Genomic DNA, 17735 nt, shown 5'->3' with positions numbered 1-17735 from the left:
ACGACTCCCGGCCCCCTACTCCGCCCGCCGCCACCCGGTCCAGGCGGGGTGCAGCGGGTCGTCGGCCCGTACGACCGCGGCCGCACGGCCGCCGGGCGCCACCTCGTCCTCGTACCGCGCGAAGGCGGGCAGGGTCCACCGCTCGCCCTCCTCGGTGCGCCGCCGCAGTGCGCCCGGCGACAACCGCAGATGGACGCTCAGGTCGAACGGGTACCAGTGCCCCAGCAGCAACGGGCCGTGCACCACCAGCACACCGCCCTCGGGCAGGACTCGATACGGACTGCGCGTGGCCCGGTCCGTCACCGGATCCCAGAGATCGGGCAGCACCCGCCCGCTCCCGCCCGCCTCCAGCGGCCCGAACACCTCGCGCCACAGCGCGCCCGTGTCGAACCAGCTGTCGTAGTACGAGTCGGGGTCCTGTCTGCCGTACTCGTACCGAAGGCTCGCGGGCCGCAGGAACCCCTCGGTGGAGACGACGAGCACCGCGCGTCCCCGGACCCGCAGCGCCTGCGCGACCCGTCCGGCCAGTTCCCCGGTACGGGCTGCCGGAGCGCCGTCCACGGCGACCTTCAGCCAGGGGCTCGCGTCGGCCGGCCCCAGACCGTCGGTGTGCGCGGCGAACGCTTCGGCCAGCCGCTCCCAGGTGATCGCTTCACATCGCACGCGACCATCATCGCCCCTGCCCCGTGGGCCGGCCCCGGCCGTCCCCCTGACCGCGTTCTTCCTCGCCGGTCCCCGCCAGGTGATCCGCGGCCAGACGCATCACACGATCGGCGAGGGGGCGCAGGCCCGGTTCGCGGTCGGCGGCCGTTTCCGCGAGGCGGCCGATGTCGGCGCACCACTGTCCGGTGACGGCGTCCGGCGCGTCGATGCGCCGGAAGCCGCGCTCCAGCAGGCCCCGGGCGGTCCGCGGCTGCCCGCGCAGCACCGCCTTCGTCGCGGCGACCGCGTTGGCCAGCGCGCTCGCGGGCCGCGACCAGTCGTCATCGTGGGCCGTGAGGCCGTCCCGGTCGTGGCCGACGGGCGGGGCGAGCGATGCCGCCCCGATCTCCAGGTCCACGCGCCAGAAGAGCGGAAGCCCGCGGAAGGCGGCGAAGAGCAGCCGCCGCTCACGGGAGTTCCGCAGCTCGGGATCCGTACGCAGGGAGTCGAGGGGCCGGACCGCTTCGAGTACGTCCCCGGCGGCGGCGACACAGGCGTCGAAGCGGTCGTCCGGCACCGTCCAGAGGAGGTCGATGTCGCTGTACGCATCCGCCGTTCCACGGGCGAGCGAGCCCTTCAGCTCCGCGCGCGAGCCGGGGCAGTGGGCGGCGAGCGCGTGCAGCAGCGCCTGCGCGAACGCGTCGCGCCGCGCCGGGTCCAGATCATCCGCGCTCTTCGCGTCGCCCTGTGGGCTCGCTGCGTCCACGGCCGTGTGCTCCCCTCGTCCCCGTAATCACCGCTTCTTCGCGCCGCAGTCCACGGCGTCGGCGTCGTCGGAGAGCGCGCTGCCCTCGGGCAGCAGATAGGTCACCCAGAGCACGACGGGCTCGGTCCCCAGATTGCGTCCGATGTGGCGGTGACCGGCGCCGGACGGCTCGATGAAGGACGAGCCCGCCGGCGTCGCCTCGACCGAGCAGTCGTCCAGAGTGCGCGTCAGCGTCCCGGACTTGACGACGGCGATCAGCTGTCCGGCGTGGGTGTGCCAGCCGGTGGAGCCGCCCGGCTCGACGGTGATGGTCCGGAAGGTCACATCCGTACGGCCGTTCGGGGTCTTCACCTTCAGCTTCCCCGCCGACGTGCCCTGTGCGAGCACGGTGCCGCTCACGCCGCTGCCGGGCGTGGCGACGGCGGCCGACGGTACGAAGCCGAGCGCGGCCACGCAGCCGCTCACGACCAGGGCCTTGGCCAGTCGCCCCTGCCTCACCCGCAGGCCTCGGCTCCCCCGCTGTCCGCCGACCCTCATGCGCGACTCCTCTGCCTCAGCGTCCCCGGAAGCGTCCAGGACATTCCGAATGCCCCCACGCTACCCGGCAGTTGCCCCGCGGAACCCTCCCCGATCCGGCGGTCACCCGCCACGCAGTTCGGTGGCGAGCGGTCCGTCGCCCGACACCTCGACACGTCCGTCCTCGACGGCCCCGGCGAGCGTCAGCTCACCCCGTCCGAGCGCCAGACAGACCTCGACGTCGAGCGCGATACGGGCATCGGCGTGGGCGGCCGGACCGTCCCCGTACACCGCGGAACCGGTCCCGGCGCCACCCGCGCGCACATGGAACTCACCCTCGTCCAGCTGGACTTCGACGACTCCCGGATGGGTCAGCCCGTCCAGCGCGCGCAGCAGCAGAAGCGCGAACCAGTGCGCCCGCACCGCGTCCGTGGGCCGTCGGTCGGTGAGCGCGGGCGCGCCCCACTCGGCGAGTGCGGCGAGCACGGGCAGCAGACCGTGGCCGCGCTCGGTCAGCTCGTACACCGAGGCCGCGGCGGGCGGCGGAAGCCGTCGGCGGGTGGCCAGTCCGCTCTGCTCCATGTCCTTGAGCCGGGAGGCGAGGACGTCCGTGCTGACACCCGGCAGGTCGGCGTGGAGGTCGGTGTAGCGGCGGGGGCCCGCCAGCAGTTCACGGACGATCAGCAGGGTCCACCGGTCGCCCACGGAGTCGAGGGAGCGTGCGGTGGCGCAGAACTGGTCGTAACTCCGGCGGCGGGCCGGGCGGTTTGCGGACTGTGGCTGACGTGGCATGCGACGCAGTCTAGACATGTTGTTGGACTTTCCAAGCCCGAGCTTGGTAAAACCAAGTAACGCAATCAGGTCGGGGAGGCCACCGCATGGAATTCCGGCAGTCCAGCAAGCTCGACGAGGTCTGTTACGAGATCCGGGGCCCGGTCATCGAGCACGCCAACGCCCTGGAGGAGGCGGGCCACAGCGTCCTTCGCCTCAACACGGGCAACCCGGCACTCTTCGGCTTCGAAGCGCCGGAGGAGGTCGTCCAGGACATGATCCGGATGCTTCCGCAGGCCCACGGCTACACCGATTCGCGCGGCATCCTGTCCGCCCGCCGGGCAGTGGCGCAGCGCTACCAGGCGATGGGGCTGGCGGACGTCGGGGTCGACGACATCTTCCTCGGCAACGGCGTCTCCGAGCTGATCTCCATGGCCGTCCAGGCGCTGCTGGAGGACGGCGACGAGGTGCTCGTCCCGTCCCCCGACTATCCGTTGTGGACCGCGGTGATCACCCTCGCGGGCGGCAAGGCCGTGCACTACACCTGTGACGAGGCCTCGGACTGGAACCCCGACCTCGCCGACATGGCCTCGAAGATCACCGACCGCACCAGGGCCGTCGTGATCATCAATCCGAACAACCCGACCGGCGCGGTCTATCCGCGCGAGGTCCTCGAAGGAATCCTCGATCTGGCGCGCAGGCACGGCCTGATGGTGTTCGCCGACGAGATCTACGACCAGATCCTCTACGACGACGCCGAGCACCACAGCGTGGCGGCCCTCGCCCCCGACCTGGTCTGCCTCACTTTCAGCGGTCTGTCGAAGACGTACCGGGTGGCGGGGTTCCGCTCCGGCTGGTTGGTGATCTCCGGCCCGCAGCAGCACGCCCGCGGCTATCTGGAGGGGCTGACCACGCTCGCCTCCATGCGCCTGTGCCCCAACGCGCCCGCGCAGTACGCCATTCAGGCGGCGCTCGGCGGCCGGCAGTCGATCGGGGAACTGGTGGCGCCCGGCGGCAGGCTCTACGAGCAGCGCAACCGGGCCTGGGAGAAGCTGAACGAGATCCCCGGCGTGTCGTGCGTGAAGCCGAAGGGCGCGCTGTACGCGTTCCCGCGCATCGACCCGAAGGTGCACCGAATCGTCGACGACGAGAAGTTCGTCCTGGATCTGCTGCTGCGGGAGAAGATCCAGGTCGTACAGGGTACGGGCTTCAACTGGCCGCGTCCCGACCATTTCCGGATCCTGACGCTCCCGTACGCTGACGATCTCGACGCGGCGATCAGCCGCATCGGCCGCTTCCTGACCGGATACCGCCAGTGATCGGATGCCCCTGGTGACCTGCCCCGACTGCCGCGTTCCCGTCCACACCCAGTTCGCCTCGCCCGAGCTCGTCGGCCCGATCGTGGAGGGCGGACTCGATCCGGCCACCGACCCGGCCTGGGCGGAGTCGGGCGCGGCGACACCGGCCGAGTACGCGCGCTGGTCAGGTCATCTGTGCGGTATGACCTGCCTGCGCATGGCGCTCGGCGCCGGGGCCCCGTCCCTGTTCGCGCTGCGGGACGGGGCGCTCAGGTACGGCGCGTACACCGAGGACGCGGAGGGGGAGATCCGGGGCCTGATCTACGCCCCGTTCGCGCAGTACGCACAGGAGGCGCACGGCCTCGACGCCACGGTCCACCGCCATCTCTCGACGCAGGAGATCCTCGGCCTGCTGGACGGCGGCCGGACGGTCATGGCCTCGGTGCACTACGGCATCCGGCATCCACTGCGGCCCGCTCCGGGGCGGGGCGGGCATCTGGTGCTGCTGACGTCCCGTACGGCCGACGGCACCGGCGTCCATTTCCACAACCCCTCCGGCACGACGGCCGGGACGCGGGCCGCGGAACTCGCACTGACCGACTTCGAGCGCTTCTTCGCGGGGCGCGGGGTGTCGCTGCCTGCGGGGGCCTGAGCGGGACGCCCGTGGAAACGGGAGCGGGCCCGGGGGCGTAGCCGGCCCCCGAGCCCTGTAGATGCCACCCATGCGGCACGCCGACACTTTTAAGGACCCGTGTCAGGTTTATGTCGTCGCGTCCTGCCTTTAGACCACCGCGGATCGAAGCTCCGCGGGCCGGAGTCGAACCGGCATCTCGACGCCCATGGGCACGGGCCCGATTGATTCGGCGATCGGTGGCGAATGCTGAGCCTGGAGCAAGAGTCTGAGATTGATCGCGGTCTGCCTCTACCATTTGGGCTACCCCGGCCCGTCCGTGTGCGGGGAACGCACCGAATGCCGGGGGGAGGACTCGAACCTCCACTGGAACCGCGTCGTCACGACAAGCCTCAGTTTCAGCTTGCGCTCCTCGCGCACCCCGGCCGTAATGAACGGCCGGGGAATCCATGGTCGGTCACCCGAAGAGGTAACCGAATACCGCATCACCCACCCGCTGGTCGCCGACGTCCATGCCGTTGGCCTCCTCGCGGGCGAACTTCACGGCCTGCTGGAGCTTCTCCACCCGGTCCAGCAGTTCATTGACCCGTCGCGCGGGAAGGGCTCCGGAGAACTTCACCGTCGTCCAGTACCCGATCGGGATGTCCTCGTAGTACACCTCGACCTGCGCCGGGTGCTTGTCGGTGGCCTCCGCCTTCACATGGTTGCGGGGCACCTTCTTCGTACGGAGGGTCCTCACCGGCTCGGTCTTCCAGGAGTCCGTCGACGGGTCCTGTGTCCAGGCCTCGGAGGCGTCGAGCACCGGAAGCTTGCGGACAAAGGTGTTGAGGTCCGTCAGCTGCTTCTCCAGGAAGAGCAGGTACGACACCGGCACCTCGCTCACGAGCACCCGTCCGTCGACCTTCACGTCCGCGCGGGCCGAGCAGTTCGCCCAGTCCTTCGTGGCGGTCACATCGAAGAGCCGGGTCAGGGTCGTCGCGGTCTCCCGCAGCACGTCCTCGGCCTTGATCTGCACCAGGGTCGACTCGGGCGGCAGCTGCTCGCCCTCCTCGTCCTTGGGCTGATAGGTCCGGGAGATCCCGGCCAGCAGACCGGTCTTCTGGAGGCCGTGATGCGCCGCCGTCAGGTCCTGGTGAGCCTTGGACTTGACGCCCTTCTCCACTGCGATGATCTGATTGAGTTTCGCCACGTCGAGGAAGCTATCAACGTCAAGTCCGAAAGAACTACCGGTTTTTGCGACGCCGGCCGTTCGACCGGACCGTCCGCGGCATGGGGGAGCCCCTCCCGGGCCCGGCCGCGGCGAACGGGGCGGCACGGGTGGATGTTCAGCCGGGCAGCGCCGCGGTGAGGTCGAGCTCGATCAGCTGTCCGGAGAAGCCGAGCCGTGTGACGCCGAGCAGCGTGCTCGCGGTGGTGAACGCGGGCCCGATGACCAAGCCGGTGAGCCTGTGCCAGGCGGCTCCCAGGACCATGACGTCGTCACTGACCACGTAGATCACCGACCGGACGACCCGGGACGGTTCGGCGCCCACGGCTGCCAGAGCGGCGAGGGAGTTGGCCGCCACCTGGTCGATCTGGGCGTCGAGGTCCCCCGGACCCACCAGTGCGCCGGAGCGGTCGAGCGGGCACTGCCCGGCCAGGTACGCGGTCCGGCCCGCTTCCACCACGGTGATGTGGTGATAGCCGGGCGTGGGGTGCAGTTGGTCCGGGTTGATCCGGGTGATCCGCTCAGTCACGCGGGCAAGTCTGACAGCCCGCGCCGTGGGGCGCAGCGGGCTTTCGGCGGGCCCGTCAGTCGAGCCGTACGGGTGGTTTCCAGTGAATGCCCATGTTCTGCCGCCGCTCGTCGGGGGCCGCTTGTCACAGTGGCCCCGCACATCCGCGCGTCGATGTGTCCACGCATTCATGTGCCCGCGCGTCCGCGCGTCCAGGTACCCACGCCACGGACCGACGCGGACCGCGCACTCCGCCCTCCCAGACTCCCGCCCTCCCAGACTCCCGAAGTCCCGGACTCCCGCAGTCCCGGACTCCGAAGAAAGGTCCCCGCCGTGCCTCGTCTCCCCCGCCTCACCCGCACGAAGGGTCTTACCGGTCCCAAGCGGCCCAGCGCGCTCACCGCGGCCGTCGCCCTGGCCGTACTGGCCGCGGGCACTCCTGTCGCGTACGCCACGCTCGGCGGCGAAGCCTCCACCGCCTCGCAGCCGGCGGCGTCGGCCGTCGCCGTGCACGGGAAGGCCTACATCGAGACCCGGCTGTTCTTCGGCACCGAACGTCCCGACGGCGGGCCCCGTGTGACCGATCGCCAATTCCTGGCCTTCATCGACGAGGAGGTCACACCGCGCTTCCCGAACGGGCTGACCATCCAGGACGGCCGGGGGCAGTGGCGGGATTCCCACGGCGTGATCGAACGGGAGCGCAGTTACGAACTGACCCTGCTCTACCCGGCGTCCGAAGCACGTGTGCGCGACGCCCAGATCGAGCGGATCCGGAACGCCTACGAGAAGGCGTACGCCCAGGACTCGGTGGCCCGGATCGAGGAACGCGCGACCGCCGACTTCTGACGCCGCCCGCCGCCCGCTGCGCCACTTCCCGCTCCCGGGTTCACACGGCCGTACGAGCCCCGCGCCCGTACGGCCGATCGAGCCGGCGCACCAGTGCGTGCACCCCCGCGGCGGTCACCGGGAGGATCGCCGGCGCCGCTGCCGCCGTGCCGGCACCGCCACTCCCGATACCGGCCGCCTTCAGCCGCCGGACCGCCCAGACCGAGTACGGCACGACGACGGTCGGCGCTGTGACGCCCCCCGGCGTGCAGCCGCCGTACGCCGGCGGCTGCGCCATGTGCGCGACGCCGTGCAGCCCGAATCCGACCAGCACGGTCCGGAAGAACGGGCTGCGGCCACCGGTACGCGCCCCGTCCGCCGACGCCGCCCTGCTCGCCGACGGGCCTACGGAACCGGTCGCCCGTGCCATGACCTCGGGCACCGGCCTGCCCGACGACGAACTCGCGGCACTCACACGCGATTTCTTCGCCGACCGGTTCTCCCGCGAGCAGCCGGTGTTCGCCCGTGCCACCGCCCGGGGTGAACTCTCCGAGAACGTCGACCCGATGCTGCTGCTGGACCTGATCGCGGGGGCGGTCTGGATGCGGGCGCTGCTCCGCCGCGAACCGGTGTCGCCGCACTTCGCCCGAGAGGTCGTCGATGCCGTGCTCCCCCGCTGAGGGCAGCCGCCGGGGCGGTCGGGGACGGTGCCGCGGCTGAGGACGGGCCGGGGACCTGCCTGGGTCAGCCTCCGCTCAGTTCCATGAGCGCGCCCACCGGATCGGTGTCCGGGGTGGCGCGGGGCCACCAGTCGTTCTCGCCCGGCTCGGATTCGTAGCCGTACCAACGGCCGTCGTGTCCGAAGCGGAGCTGCAGAGTGCCACCGGGGTGGGTGAGGTGGTTGCGCCAGGGGTGGAAGCGGGGGAAATCGGCGGCTGCGAGCGCGGGCCGGGCCCGGTCGAAGGGGCCGGCCGGAGGATCCCAGGGGGATTCGAGGACGGCCAGCCCTTCGGCGCCGCCCTGCCGCCAGGCCGCGACGGCTCGGGCCAGGTCGGTGGGAGTGCGGCCGGTGGCGTACGCCAGCTCGCGGTAGAGGGCGCGGGTGGTCGCGGTGAGCCCTGCGGTGGGGCGGGACGCGGCCAGCCGTACCGCGTCCTGCCAGGGGCTGAGGCCGGCGAGCGGGTCGAGGCCGCTGACGAGGAGCATGTGCGCACGGGCGGCCGCCTCCGTGGCGAGGTGGTCCAGGGCGAGCGGGTCACGGGCGCCGGGCAGACTCGGGTACGAGGGCGGCTGACCGGGATGCGGCAGGACCGGGAGCGGAGCGGGGAGCGGCGGGAGGTAGCGGTCGGCGAGGGCCTCGCGAGCCGGCACGGAGGGAGTGACGGGGGCCGAGGGACGTTCCCGGGCGGAGTGTGCGGCGTTGCGACGGCCCAGGTCTTCGAGGAGTTCGCGCTCGCCACGCCCGCGCAGCAGCAGAAGGACGAACGGGTCGGCGTCCAGGAGCCTGGCCATCTGGTAGCAGAGGGCCGCCACGTGTTTGCAGGGCCAGCCGTGGTCGGGGCAGGAGCATCCGGGGTCGAGGTCGCCCGCGGCGGGCAGCAGTCCGACACCGGCCTCGACCGCCGTGTCGACGAGCGAGTGCGGCATCTCCTTGCCGAGCAGTGCGGCAAGGTGACCGGGACGGGCGGCGACCGCGTCCAGCAACGTGTCCCAGTCGGCGTCGGTGAGCGGCCGCAGACGCAGTTCGGCGCGGTAGGGGCGGGGGCGGCTGCCGTGGACGTAGGCGACGACCCGTCCGGGGGTGACCGTGATCGCGGCGACCTTGCCGCTGTCGGCGTACGTACGACCGCGGGAGAGCCGTCCCTCGTCCATCGACAGAGACTCCAGGGCGGCCACCCAGGCGCGGCCCCACCAGCTGTCCGCGAAGGGTTCGTCGCCGTCGGAGGTACGGGGCGGCACGGCTTCGAAGGTACGCCGCAGATCGTCGGGGCCCGGGCGTGACCGGGCGACCGGCCGGGGCTGGGAGCGGTCGTGCGCGAGGGACTGGGGGCGGGGGCTCATGACGGCCTCCGGAGCGAGACGAGATCGGCCAGGTCACGGTCGCTGAGCTCGGTCAGCGCGGTCTCCCCGGTGCCCAGGACCGCGTCGGCCAGGACCCGCTTGGCCCGCAGCAGCTCGTCGATCCGGTCCTCGACCGTGCCTTCCGCGATCAGCCGGTGCACCTGCACGGGTTGCGTCTGGCCGATGCGGTACGCCCGGTCCGTGGCCTGTTCCTCGACGGCCGGGTTCCACCAGCGGTCGTAGTGGATGACGTGGGCGGCCCTGGTGAGATTCAGTCCGGTGCCCGCCGCTTTGAGGGAGAGCAGGAAGACCGGGACCTCGCCGGACTGGAAGCGGTCCACCATCCGCTCGCGTTCGGCCACCGGCGTGCCGCCGTGCAGGAGTTGGGAGGGGATGGCACGCGAGGCGAGGTGGGCGGAGAGCAGCCGGGCCATCGTCACGTACTGGGTGAAGATGAGGACGGAGCCGTCCTCGGCAAGGATCGTGTCCAGCAGCTCGTCGAGCAGGGCGAGCTTTCCCGAACGGCCGGCGAGTCGGGTCGGCTCCTCCTTCAGGTACTGCGCGGGGTGGTTGCAGATCTGCTTCAACGAGGCCAGCAGCTTCATGATCAGACCGCGCCGGGCGATGCCTTCCGAGGCTTCGATGAACGCCATCGTCTCGCGGACCGCCGCCTCGTAGAGCGTGGCCTGCTCGCGCGTGAGGAAGACGGGGTGGTCGGTCTCCGTCTTGGGCGGCAGCTCGGGGGCGATGCCCGGGTCGGACTTCTTGCGGCGCAGGAGGAAGGGCCGGACCAGCCGGGAGAGCCGTTCGACCGCTTCGTCGTTGGCGAGGCCGGCAGCCGTCCCGGTGCTCTCGACAATGCGGGCGTGGCGGGCCCGGAACGCCTTGAGCGGGCCCAGCAGTCCGGGAGTGGTCCAGTCGAGCAGGGCCCACAGCTCGGAGAGGTTGTTCTCCACGGGGGTGCCCGTGAGGGCGATTCTGGCCGGGGCCGGGATGGTGCGCAGCGCCTTCGCCGTGGAGGAGTGCGGGTTCTTCAGGTGCTGGGCCTCGTCGGCGACGATCAGCCCCCAGGTGTGGTCGGCGAGTTGCGCCGCGCTCGAACGCATCGTGCCGTACGTGGTGAGGACGAAGCCGCCGTCGGGTTCGGCGAGGGTGCGGTCGGTGCCGTGGAAGCGGCGTACCGGGACACCGGGGGCGAAGCGGCTGATCTCCCGGTGCCAGTTGCCCAGGAGGGAGGCGGGGCAGATCACCAGGGTGGGCGCGGGGTGGGCGCGGTGCAGGTGGAGGGCGATGAGGGTGATCGTCTTGCCCAGGCCCATGTCGTCGGCGAGGCATCCGCCGAGGCCGAGCGAGGTCATCCGGTCCAGCCAGGCGAGGCCGCGCAGCTGGTAGTCGCGGAGCGTGGCGTCGAGTCCGGACGGCGGGGCGATGGTGGTGTCGTCGGCGGTGATGCGGGCGCGGAGCGCGGCCAGCGCCCCGACGGGCACCGCGTCGACCTGCTCGCCGTCGACCTCGGCGCTGCCGGTCAGCGCGACGGCGAGGGCGTCCACCGGATCGAGCAGGCCCAGCTCCCGCTTGCGCGCCTTGCGTACGAGCGCGGGGTCGACGACGACCCACTGGTCCCGCAGTCGTACCACCGGTCGGTGGGCCTCCGCGAGCACGTCCATCTCCGCCTCGGTGAGCCGCTCGTCGCCCAGTGACAGCTGCCAGTTGAAGGAGAAGAGCTGCTCGGCGTCGAAGAACGAGGTGCCGTCGGCGGCCGAGCCGGGGGCGGGCCGCACGACGGCCGCGGCGGTGAGGGAACGGGCCAGCTCCCTGGGCCAGTGGACGTTGACCCCGGCCGCCGCCAGCCGGGCTCCGGCATCGCTCAGCAGCTCGTACAGCTCGTCCTCTTCGAGTGCGAGCACATCGGGCACCGGCTGGTCGAGCAATCGCTCCAGCGGTGCCCAGACACGGGCGGCGCGGCGCAGTGCGAGCACGGCGTCGATCCTGGAGCGCGGGCCGAACGGCTCCCCCGCCCCGCCGTTCCACAGTGCGGCGGCGTCGATTACATGGGTCGGGTCGGCCAGGCTGTGCACCTGGGTGATGGCCGCGGCGGCGTGCCGAGCGGCGCCGCGATGGGCCTGCGCCGCCGCCCCGTCGGCGTCGATGTCGCCGGTGTCGTCGGACTCGACGCGCTCGTCGGGGCTGCCGTACGTATCGACCGTGTCGAAGAGTTCGTACGCCGAGAGGTCGAGGCGCAGCGAGATCCGTACTCCCGCGTCGAGCCCGGCCGCGACCTCGACGGCCCAGTCACGGGCTTGTGGCAGATGCTGGGCCGCGCGGGCCGCGAAGGGTGCCCCCATCGCGTACGCCGCCGCGGGCGTACGGGGCAGGGTGTCGGCGATCGCGTCGAGGAACGCCCCGAGCAGCCACTCCGGCTCGGGGACCTGGAGCGGTGTGCGGTCCGGCAGCGGGACCGCGTACCCCTCGGCGGGCAGGGCGGCGGCGATCGCCCGGAGGTGGGCGATGTCCTCGGCGTCGCGCGGTCCGGCCCGCCAGGCATCGTGGTCCTCGCCCGTCAGGCCGGGGAGCAGCCTGCCGCGTGCCACCAGATTGAGCGCCTGGAGCGCGGCGGCGCCCCAGCAGCGGGTGGCCGGGTGGGCGGACCGCTGATGCCGGGCGCGGGCCAGCAGTGGCAGGGCCTGGGTCACGGCCATCAGGACGGCGGGCACCGTACGCCGACGGACGCCGTTCTCGCGCCCGTGTCCGCGGACGACGGTGATCTCCTCCACGACCACGTCGGGTACGGACTTCTCGGGTTTCTCGGGATCCGCGGCGCGCCCGGAGAAGTCACCCGGCTCCGGGAGCGGGCCGCCGTCGGGATCCCAGAAGGCGACGCGTCCGTCCCTCGGCAGCGGCGCGGGCAGGAAGACGGCCGCGCAGCTCAGGAGGCGGACAGCCGACGCGTCCAGCTGCTGTGCCGTAGTCATCGGTCCCCTGACCTCCCGCCCTGATCCTGCTGATCGTCTCGATCCTCATGACTCCTGCGAGTCTAGGCGGGGGGTCTGACAACCAGTGGCGCACCTGCGTTCCAGCACGTCAGAGGCAGTACGAGCGAGCCATGGCGGCCCGGGGAACGGACCGTGCGGGACGGTGAACGGACAGGGCGGGACGGTGAACGGACAGGGCCGGCGCGGGCAACGGATCGTACGGCTCGGGGAACGGACCTGCCCGACGGGGAGCCTCAGCCCCCTTCGAGGGCTCAGTACGTTTCGAGGGCTCGGTGTCCTTCGAGAGTCAGTGCCTGGCGAGGGGCTTGGAGCGGGAGGGCGGCGCGGGCGTGGGGGCCGGGGACACGCCGGGCATGGACGTCGGCGAGGGCGTCGGAGCCACCGACGGCGGCGGCTGAGGCCGACGGGGTTGAGGCCGCGGACGCGGCTGCGCCTGGGCCGGACGCTGCGGCTGCGGCTGCGCGGGCTGCTGCGGCGGCTGCACGGCCTGCTGCGGCTGCGTCGTCAGTTGCTGTGCGGGCTGCTGCGCCCTCTCCAGGAAGCGCAGCAACTCCACCGGGAACGGAAGCACCAGCGTGGAGTTCTTCTCGGCGGCGACCGCCACCACCGTCTGCAGCAGGCGCAGCTGGAGCGCGGCCGGCTGGGAGGACATCTGCTTCGCCGCCTCGGCGAGTTTCTTCGACGCCTGGAGCTCGGCGTCCGCGTTGATGACACGGGCCCGCCGCTCGCGATCGGCCTCCGCCTGCCGGGCCATGGAGCGTTTCATCGTCTCCGGCAGTGAGACGTCCTTGATCTCCACCCGGTCGATCTGCACGCCCCACCCGACCGCCGGGCTGTCGATCATCAGCTCAAGGCCCTGATTCAGCTTCTCGCGGTTGGACAGCAGATCGTCCAGATCGCTCTTGCCGATGATCGACCGCAGTGAGGTCTGCGCCATCTGCGACACCGCGAACCGGTAGTCCTCCACCTGGATCACCGCACTCGCCGCGTCGACCACCTTGAAGTAGATGACCGCGTCCACCCGCACCGTCACGTTGTCCCGCGTGATCCCGTCCTGCGCGGGCACCGGCATCGTCACGATCTGCATATTGACCTTGCGCAGCCGCTCGACACCGGGGAGCACCATGGTGAAGCCGGGCCCTCGCACGCCCTCACGGAGCCTGCCGAGCCTCAGCACGACGCCCCGCTCGTACTGCTTGACGATCTTGGCCGCGGCCGCCAGGTACAGCGCACCTGCCGAGGCCCCCGCCACTGCCGCGATTACAAGCTCCTGGACCATGACGGCCCCCTGAAAGCCGGAAACACCTGAAATACAGGAATCAATCAGTCGCTATTACCACGGTATGCCCAATATCAACCGATATGAACATTGTCCGGAGCCGCCGGCCCGGCTGTCGCCCACCCGGCCGCGCACCGGATGCCGGGGCTCCCGGGAGCAGGCAGGGTGACCAGCGTCAGCACGTTCTCCGTGGCGTACGCGGCGCGTGGTCTGCGGCGGGCTGACGGATGAGCCGGACGAGACAGACGAGGACCTGCCCATGCCCGTGATCGACCACCGGCGCCGCCGCCTCGGCATCGCAGCCGGGACAGCGCTCCTGACCCTCACCGTCGCAGGCTGTTCCGGCCTCGGCCGGACCGCGGTCGGACCGGTCACCTACACCACCGAGCGGGACACCGTGATCATGGTGAACAGCCCCTCGGTGAAAGGCTGCCACCGGCTCGCTCCCTCGGGCGCCAAGGAAGTGGCCAACGGCACCCTGATCGACATCATCCTGTACCGCACGCCCAACTGCACCGGGCCGGGTTCGACCTACCTCGCGACCACCTTCACCGACGTCAACGGGACCAGCGCCCTCCCCTGGCGCAGTTTCAGCACGGTCCACTGACCGACGTCGCACGGAGCCCGGACGCGGACCGCGCACGGAGCCCGAAGCCCGGCCGCGCGAAAAAGGCCACCGGCCGCCCGCACCTGCCCGCAGGAATCGGCCACCATGCGCTGAACGAGCGCCGTTGCCCCCGACGCCGACGGTGCCATCAACTCCGCTTCCGCCGAGCCCTCTTCGGCCGTAGCGTGCACACCGTCGCCCACCGCCGTATCCGGGCGGAGCCGTGCCGTGCCGCTATGCGCGTCTCCGGACGAACGCGAGCAGTTCCGCCGTACGGTCGCGACGTTCCCTGGCGATCAGCACGAGCAGCACGATGAGCAGGGCCGGCATGATCGCGTTCACCCGGTCGAGCAGTGTCAGCTGGACGATGGAGGCGCCGGCCATCAGTCCGCAGAAGGCGATGGCCGCCACTCCGGCCAGGATCGGGATCAACAGGGCGATGGCTCCCGCCATCTCCAGCCCTCCGATGGTGTACATCGCCGCCTGGTTCCAGCCCATCCGGTCGAAGGACTCGATCGCCGTCTCATGGGCGATCAGCTTGGCGAACGCGCTGAAGCCGAAGAACAGGGCGAGTACGACCCGTGCGACGGTCAGTGCCACGGCGCCGCGACCCCGGCCCCCGGCCAGGGTGTCAGCAGGGGTGCCAAGGGTGGCAGCAGGGTTGTTGTGGGCCACTGTGGACTCGGTCATGCGGGTCTCCTCGGGAAGCTTCGCAGTGTGTCGCTGACGAAGAGGTAGACCGGTCCGCGCTCCGGAACTCATCGCTTCCCGGCCCTCGGGTGTCCGTCGCTCCGGGGCCGCTTCGGCACGGTGGCGCCCCCGCCCCGTCATCCGCGAGACAGCGGCCGACAGCCGCCGACTCCACCCTCAGGATGCTGACAGGTCGACGAACGGACGGTCCGTCAACACCATTCGTACCGACGGACCGCGCCCGTCCGTTCGGCCCGTCCGCCGCGTCGGCGGACCGTCGGCGCGCGGCGCACGGGTCGCTCGTCAGTACGCCGGGTAGCGGTCGGCCGGCCACGCGACCGCGTGCTCGAACTCCAGGCACAGATCGTCGGCCACCTCGGTGATCACCGCTCGCCCTTCGGTCGCCACCAGCCAGGACGACGGAAGGTGCACATCGCCGTGACGGGCTCCGAGCAGATTGCCGCAGATCGCGCCCGTGGAGTCGCTGTCACCCGAGTGGTTGACCGAGAGCAGCAGCGACCGGGCCACCTGGTCGGCGGTCGGCAGGACCAGGGCGCAGTACACGGCGATCGCGAGGGCCTCCTCCGCGACCCAGCCCGCACCCAGCGTCTCCACCTTCTCGGCGGTGGGTTCGCCCTCGGCGGCCAGGTCGACGGCCGCGCGCAGAGCCGCCGTCGTCTCCTCGTGCTCCGGGTGGCGGCCCAACAGCTCCATGGCCCGCAGCACCGCGCCCGCCATCGAGTCCCCCTCCAGGAGATGGGCGACGATCGCGGCGAACGCCCCGGCCGCGTACGCACCGGTCGGGTGACCGTGGGTGATCTGCGCGCACCAGTGGGCGAGCCGGAAGCCCACCTGGGCATCCTCCCCCACCAGCCCGAAGGGGGCGGACCGCATCACCGTGCCGCAGCCCTTGGACCCGGTGTTCACGGGACCCGGCACACCGAGCCTCCCCGTGGGTTCGGGCACGTGGCCGGTCGCGAGCCCGGTCAGACAGGCGTTCCCGGGGGCCCGGCGCGCGTAGAGCCAGGCCTCCTGCCTCAGCCAGCCGGTCCGCACCGGATTGTCGCCGCCGCGGGCCGGCGGAGCCGGGTGGTTCTGGGTGTCGAGCCAGCGCAGATAGGCGTTCCGCACGATGTCGGTCTCGGCGCCGCCGATCCCCTTCGACATCGCCCGGGAATGGGCCCTGATCAGCCCCTCGGCCGTGAACAGGGTCATCTGCGTATCGTCCGTGACACGTCCGACGACCCCCTCGTCGTCCGCGAGAAGCCCCTGCACACCGTGTTCACCGTGCGCGCGGCGGATACCGGCGAGCGAAAGGAACTCCACCGGGTTTCCCAGGGCGTCCCCGATCGCCCCGCCCAGCAGACAGCCACGGACCCTCGCCCTACGGCCGATGCGGTCCCCCCACGATGTGCTGTACACGCACGATCCCCTCAATCCGAAATCCGACATCGCCATGTACGAGTCGACATGTACGAGTCGACATGTACGAAAAGGCCGTCGCGGGTCCATCCTGGTAGGAGAGGCGATCGCCATGCGTACCGGCAATGAACCGTTGACTGCCCGCAGTCCTCTGCGACTGCGACTCTGTCTGAGTCTATGGGGGCTGGTCTGGGCCGTCTTCGGCCTGGCGGCCTTCACACTGACCGGCCGGCCGGGATGGGCCGCCGCCTGCGGGCTGCTGCTCCTGCTCGTCCTGGTGGACATCGCGGTGATCGTCCACCACATCCACCAGGGACCGCACTACCAGCCGGGCCGCGACATCCCGCCGTACGAACCCGATCACGGCGGGCGCGGCCGGTACGGGCACTGAGGGGCGCCGGGCACAGACGCGTGCCCGGCGGACGCGGGGTCCTTCGGGGGAAGGGGTCAGTCCTCCGTACGAAAGCGGGCCGCCCTCAGATACTCGGGGTTCGGATCGAGTGCGGCGGCCAGCCGGAAATGGCGGGCGGCCCGGTCGGAGCGGCCGGAGCGCTCGAAGGTACGGGCGAGCGCGAAGTGCGCGAAGGCGTTGTCCGGTTCGCGCTCCAGGACGAGTTCGAATTCGAGCTCGGCAGGGCGCAGTTGGGCGGCGGCGAAGAAAGCTCGGGCCCGCAGCAGACGGGCCGCGGTGTTCTCCGGATGGGCCGCGATCACCGAGTCCAGGAGCTTGACCGCGCCCCGGGGGTCGCGGGCCGCCAGCAGGTGTTCGGCCGCGCGGAAGTCGATGACGTCTGTTTCCGGGGTCCTCTCGGGCACGATCGCATCCTTCCCTTCAGTATCGGATCCCGAACGTCCGACCGGCTTCCACTATTCCGCTGGAGAGCGATCGGGTACGGAGCGGACCGACACGGAGATCAGCCGGCCGCGGCCCGCTGCGCCAGTTCCGACCAGACCTTGCGGACCTGCGGCTCCAGCGCTTCCAGTGATCCGTCGTTGTCGACGATCAGATCGGCCACGGCTCGCCGCTGCTCCCGGGTGGCCTGCGCGGCCATCCGGGCGCGGGCCTCGGACTCGGTCATGCCGCGCAGCCGGACGAGCCGGTCGAGCCGGGTCTGCGAACTGGCGTCCACGACGACGACCAGGTCGTAGAGCGGCGCGAGGCCGTTCTCGGTGAGGAGGGGGACGTCGTGGACGACGACCGAGTCCGGGCCCGCGGCCCGTTCCAGTTCGGCGGAGCGGGCGCCGACCAGCGGGTGGACGATCGCGTTGAGGGTGGCGAGCCGGTCGGCGTCGGAGAAGACGATCGAGCCGAGCTTCGGCCGGTCCAGGGTGCCGTCGGCGGTCAGGATGCCGTCGCCGAACGCGTCGACGACGGCCGCGAGTCCGGGCGTTCCCGGCTCGACGACCTCCCGGGCGATCCGGTCCGCGTCGATCAGCACCGCTCCGTATCCGACGAGCAGCCGCGACACCTCACTCTTGCCGGCGCCGATCCCACCGGTCAGGCCCACTTTCAGCATGC

General features: G+C 71.5%; 19 protein-coding genes, 1 tRNA gene and 1 pseudogene. 6 read left to right on the top strand and 15 right to left on the bottom strand.

Features of this window, described 5'->3' with window-relative positions; translation table 11 throughout:
• Positions 1 to 15: 15 nt before the first annotated feature.
• The 4 genes from ACZ68L_RS28475 to ACZ68L_RS28460 form a co-directional block, all read right to left on the bottom strand.
• Complete coding sequence (locus ACZ68L_RS28475; protein ID WP_469582082.1) at positions 16 to 663, bottom strand: nucleoside/nucleotide kinase family protein; 648 nt, start codon at positions 661 to 663, stop codon at positions 16 to 18.
• 7 nt (positions 664 to 670) lie between these two features.
• Positions 671 to 1408 (bottom strand): nucleotidyltransferase domain-containing protein, encoded by a 738-nt coding sequence (locus tag ACZ68L_RS28470; RefSeq protein WP_469582079.1) that lies wholly within the window; start codon positions 1406 to 1408, stop codon positions 671 to 673.
• Positions 1409 to 1435: 27 nt separating this feature from the next.
• The gene (locus ACZ68L_RS28465; protein WP_469582077.1) at positions 1436 to 1945 is read right to left on the bottom strand and encodes a cupin domain-containing protein; all 510 of its coding nucleotides are present in this window, start codon (positions 1943 to 1945) and stop codon (positions 1436 to 1438) included.
• Positions 1946 to 2047: 102 nt separating this feature from the next.
• Positions 2048 to 2716, bottom strand: a complete 669-nt coding sequence (locus ACZ68L_RS28460) for a winged helix-turn-helix transcriptional regulator (RefSeq protein ID WP_469582075.1) — start codon at positions 2714 to 2716, stop codon at positions 2048 to 2050.
• Between the two features lie 86 nt (positions 2717 to 2802).
• On the opposite strand from ACZ68L_RS28460, the gene ACZ68L_RS28455 reads away from it, so the two are divergent.
• Both ACZ68L_RS28455 and ACZ68L_RS28450 read left to right on the top strand, forming a co-directional pair.
• Positions 2803 to 4014: a pyridoxal phosphate-dependent aminotransferase gene (locus ACZ68L_RS28455; RefSeq protein WP_469582074.1), complete on the top strand. Its 1212-nt coding sequence runs from the start codon at positions 2803 to 2805 to the stop codon at positions 4012 to 4014.
• Between the two features lie 13 nt (positions 4015 to 4027).
• Positions 4028 to 4645 carry a cysteine peptidase family C39 domain-containing protein gene (locus ACZ68L_RS28450; RefSeq protein WP_469582210.1) on the top strand — a complete coding sequence of 206 codons (618 nt, stop codon included), beginning with the start codon at positions 4028 to 4030 and terminating at the stop codon, positions 4643 to 4645.
• A 319-nt stretch (positions 4646 to 4964) separates the two neighbouring features.
• On the opposite strand, the gene ACZ68L_RS28445 is transcribed toward ACZ68L_RS28450, so the two are convergent.
• The 3 genes from ACZ68L_RS28445 to ACZ68L_RS28435 form a co-directional block, all read right to left on the bottom strand.
• Positions 4965 to 5050 (bottom strand) — tRNA-OTHER (locus ACZ68L_RS28445).
• 31 nt (positions 5051 to 5081) lie between these two features.
• A complete protein-coding gene (locus tag ACZ68L_RS28440; protein ID WP_469582072.1) occupies positions 5082 to 5813 on the bottom strand; it encodes a DUF7873 family protein in 732 nt (243 codons plus the stop codon).
• Between the two features lie 136 nt (positions 5814 to 5949).
• Entirely contained in the window at positions 5950 to 6360 is a 411-nt protein-coding gene (locus ACZ68L_RS28435) for a RidA family protein (RefSeq protein ID WP_469582069.1), read from the bottom strand.
• A 393-nt stretch (positions 6361 to 6753) separates the two neighbouring features.
• On the opposite strand from ACZ68L_RS28435, the gene ACZ68L_RS28430 reads away from it, so the two are divergent.
• Positions 6754 to 7185 carry a DUF3574 domain-containing protein gene (locus ACZ68L_RS28430; protein WP_469582208.1) on the top strand — a complete coding sequence of 144 codons (432 nt, stop codon included), beginning with the start codon at positions 6754 to 6756 and terminating at the stop codon, positions 7183 to 7185.
• A 40-nt stretch (positions 7186 to 7225) separates the two neighbouring features.
• On the opposite strand, the pseudogene ACZ68L_RS28425 reads toward ACZ68L_RS28430, so the two are convergent.
• Positions 7226 to 7471 (bottom strand): annotated as a pseudogene (locus tag ACZ68L_RS28425) (HXXEE domain-containing protein); the annotation flags it as partial.
• Here ACZ68L_RS28425 and ACZ68L_RS28420 point away from each other — a divergent pair.
• Positions 7353 to 7844, top strand: coding sequence for a TetR-like C-terminal domain-containing protein (locus tag ACZ68L_RS28420; protein ID WP_469582206.1), 492 nt, complete (start codon positions 7353 to 7355; stop codon positions 7842 to 7844). The pseudogene ACZ68L_RS28425 and the gene ACZ68L_RS28420 sit on opposite strands and share 119 nt — an antisense overlap.
• A gap of 64 nt (positions 7845 to 7908) precedes the next feature.
• Here the strand turns inward: ACZ68L_RS28420 and ACZ68L_RS28415 are convergent, their stop codons facing one another.
• The 3 genes from ACZ68L_RS28415 to ACZ68L_RS28405 all read right to left on the bottom strand — a co-directional run bounded on the left by ACZ68L_RS28415 (position 7909) and on the right by ACZ68L_RS28405 (position 13497).
• Complete coding sequence (locus ACZ68L_RS28415; protein ID WP_469582065.1) at positions 7909 to 9225, bottom strand: SWIM zinc finger family protein; 1317 nt, start codon at positions 9223 to 9225, stop codon at positions 7909 to 7911.
• A complete protein-coding gene (locus ACZ68L_RS28410) occupies positions 9222 to 12197 on the bottom strand; it encodes a DEAD/DEAH box helicase (RefSeq protein ID WP_469582063.1) in 2976 nt (991 codons plus the stop codon). Before ACZ68L_RS28410 ends, ACZ68L_RS28415 begins: the two co-directional genes overlap by 4 nt.
• A 307-nt stretch (positions 12198 to 12504) precedes the next feature.
• Complete coding sequence (locus tag ACZ68L_RS28405) at positions 12505 to 13497, bottom strand: slipin family protein (protein ID WP_469582060.1); 993 nt, start codon at positions 13495 to 13497, stop codon at positions 12505 to 12507.
• A gap of 259 nt (positions 13498 to 13756) precedes the next feature.
• Here ACZ68L_RS28405 and ACZ68L_RS28400 point away from each other — a divergent pair, with 259 nt between their 5' ends.
• Positions 13757 to 14104: a hypothetical protein gene (locus ACZ68L_RS28400; RefSeq protein ID WP_469582057.1), complete on the top strand. Its 348-nt coding sequence runs from the start codon at positions 13757 to 13759 to the stop codon at positions 14102 to 14104.
• A gap of 234 nt (positions 14105 to 14338) precedes the next feature.
• On the opposite strand, the gene ACZ68L_RS28395 is transcribed toward ACZ68L_RS28400, so the two are convergent.
• Together ACZ68L_RS28395 and ACZ68L_RS28390 are read right to left on the bottom strand one after the other, a co-directional pair.
• Positions 14339 to 14794, bottom strand: a complete 456-nt coding sequence (locus ACZ68L_RS28395) for a DoxX family protein (protein ID WP_469582054.1) — start codon at positions 14792 to 14794, stop codon at positions 14339 to 14341.
• Positions 14795 to 15097: 303 nt separating this feature from the next.
• On the bottom strand, positions 15098 to 16216 hold the full coding sequence (locus ACZ68L_RS28390; RefSeq protein WP_469582052.1) for an ADP-ribosylglycohydrolase family protein: 1119 nt from the start codon (positions 16214 to 16216) through the stop codon (positions 15098 to 15100).
• A 112-nt stretch (positions 16217 to 16328) separates the two neighbouring features.
• On the opposite strand from ACZ68L_RS28390, the gene ACZ68L_RS28385 reads away from it, so the two are divergent.
• On the top strand, positions 16329 to 16607 hold the full coding sequence (locus tag ACZ68L_RS28385) for a DUF6343 family protein (RefSeq protein ID WP_469582049.1): 279 nt from the start codon (positions 16329 to 16331) through the stop codon (positions 16605 to 16607).
• 56 nt (positions 16608 to 16663) lie between these two features.
• Here the strand turns inward: ACZ68L_RS28385 and ACZ68L_RS28380 are convergent, their stop codons facing one another.
• Positions 16664 to 17032, bottom strand: coding sequence for a tetratricopeptide repeat protein (locus ACZ68L_RS28380; protein WP_469582046.1), 369 nt, complete (start codon positions 17030 to 17032; stop codon positions 16664 to 16666).
• A 98-nt stretch (positions 17033 to 17130) separates the two neighbouring features.
• Positions 17131 to 17733 (bottom strand): dephospho-CoA kinase, encoded by a 603-nt coding sequence (gene coaE / locus ACZ68L_RS28375; protein ID WP_469582043.1) that lies wholly within the window; start codon positions 17731 to 17733, stop codon positions 17131 to 17133.
• Positions 17734 to 17735 lie beyond the last annotated feature (2 nt).

This window comes from Streptomyces sp. NPDC104309 (assembly GCF_055584025.1).
Note: the sequence above shows the minus strand (reverse complement) of the source record. Positions and strands in the feature narration are given on the sequence as shown.

Bases quoted from the DNA above. Each gene is read 5' to 3' on its own strand.
- coaE (WP_469582043.1), bottom strand. From the start codon at position 17,733: ATGCTGAAAGTGGGCCTGACCGGTGGGATCGGCGCCGGCAAGAGTGAG.
- ACZ68L_RS28395 (WP_469582054.1), bottom strand. From the start codon at position 14,794: ATGACCGAGTCCACAGTGGCCCACAACAACCCTGCTGCCACCCTTGGC.
- ACZ68L_RS28460 (WP_469582075.1), bottom strand. From the start codon at position 2,716: ATGCCACGTCAGCCACAGTCCGCAAACCGCCCGGCCCGCCGCCGGAGT.
- ACZ68L_RS28405 (WP_469582060.1), bottom strand. From the start codon at position 13,497: ATGGTCCAGGAGCTTGTAATCGCGGCAGTGGCGGGGGCCTCGGCAGGT.
- ACZ68L_RS28455 (WP_469582074.1), top strand. From the start codon at position 2,803: ATGGAATTCCGGCAGTCCAGCAAGCTCGACGAGGTCTGTTACGAGATC.
- ACZ68L_RS28465 (WP_469582077.1), bottom strand. From the start codon at position 1,945: ATGAGGGTCGGCGGACAGCGGGGGAGCCGAGGCCTGCGGGTGAGGCAG.
- ACZ68L_RS28385 (WP_469582049.1), top strand. From the start codon at position 16,329: ATGCGTACCGGCAATGAACCGTTGACTGCCCGCAGTCCTCTGCGACTG.
- ACZ68L_RS28410 (WP_469582063.1), bottom strand. From the start codon at position 12,197: ATGACTACGGCACAGCAGCTGGACGCGTCGGCTGTCCGCCTCCTGAGC.
- ACZ68L_RS28415 (WP_469582065.1), bottom strand. From the start codon at position 9,225: ATGAGCCCCCGCCCCCAGTCCCTCGCGCACGACCGCTCCCAGCCCCGG.
- ACZ68L_RS28400 (WP_469582057.1), top strand. From the start codon at position 13,757: ATGCCCGTGATCGACCACCGGCGCCGCCGCCTCGGCATCGCAGCCGGG.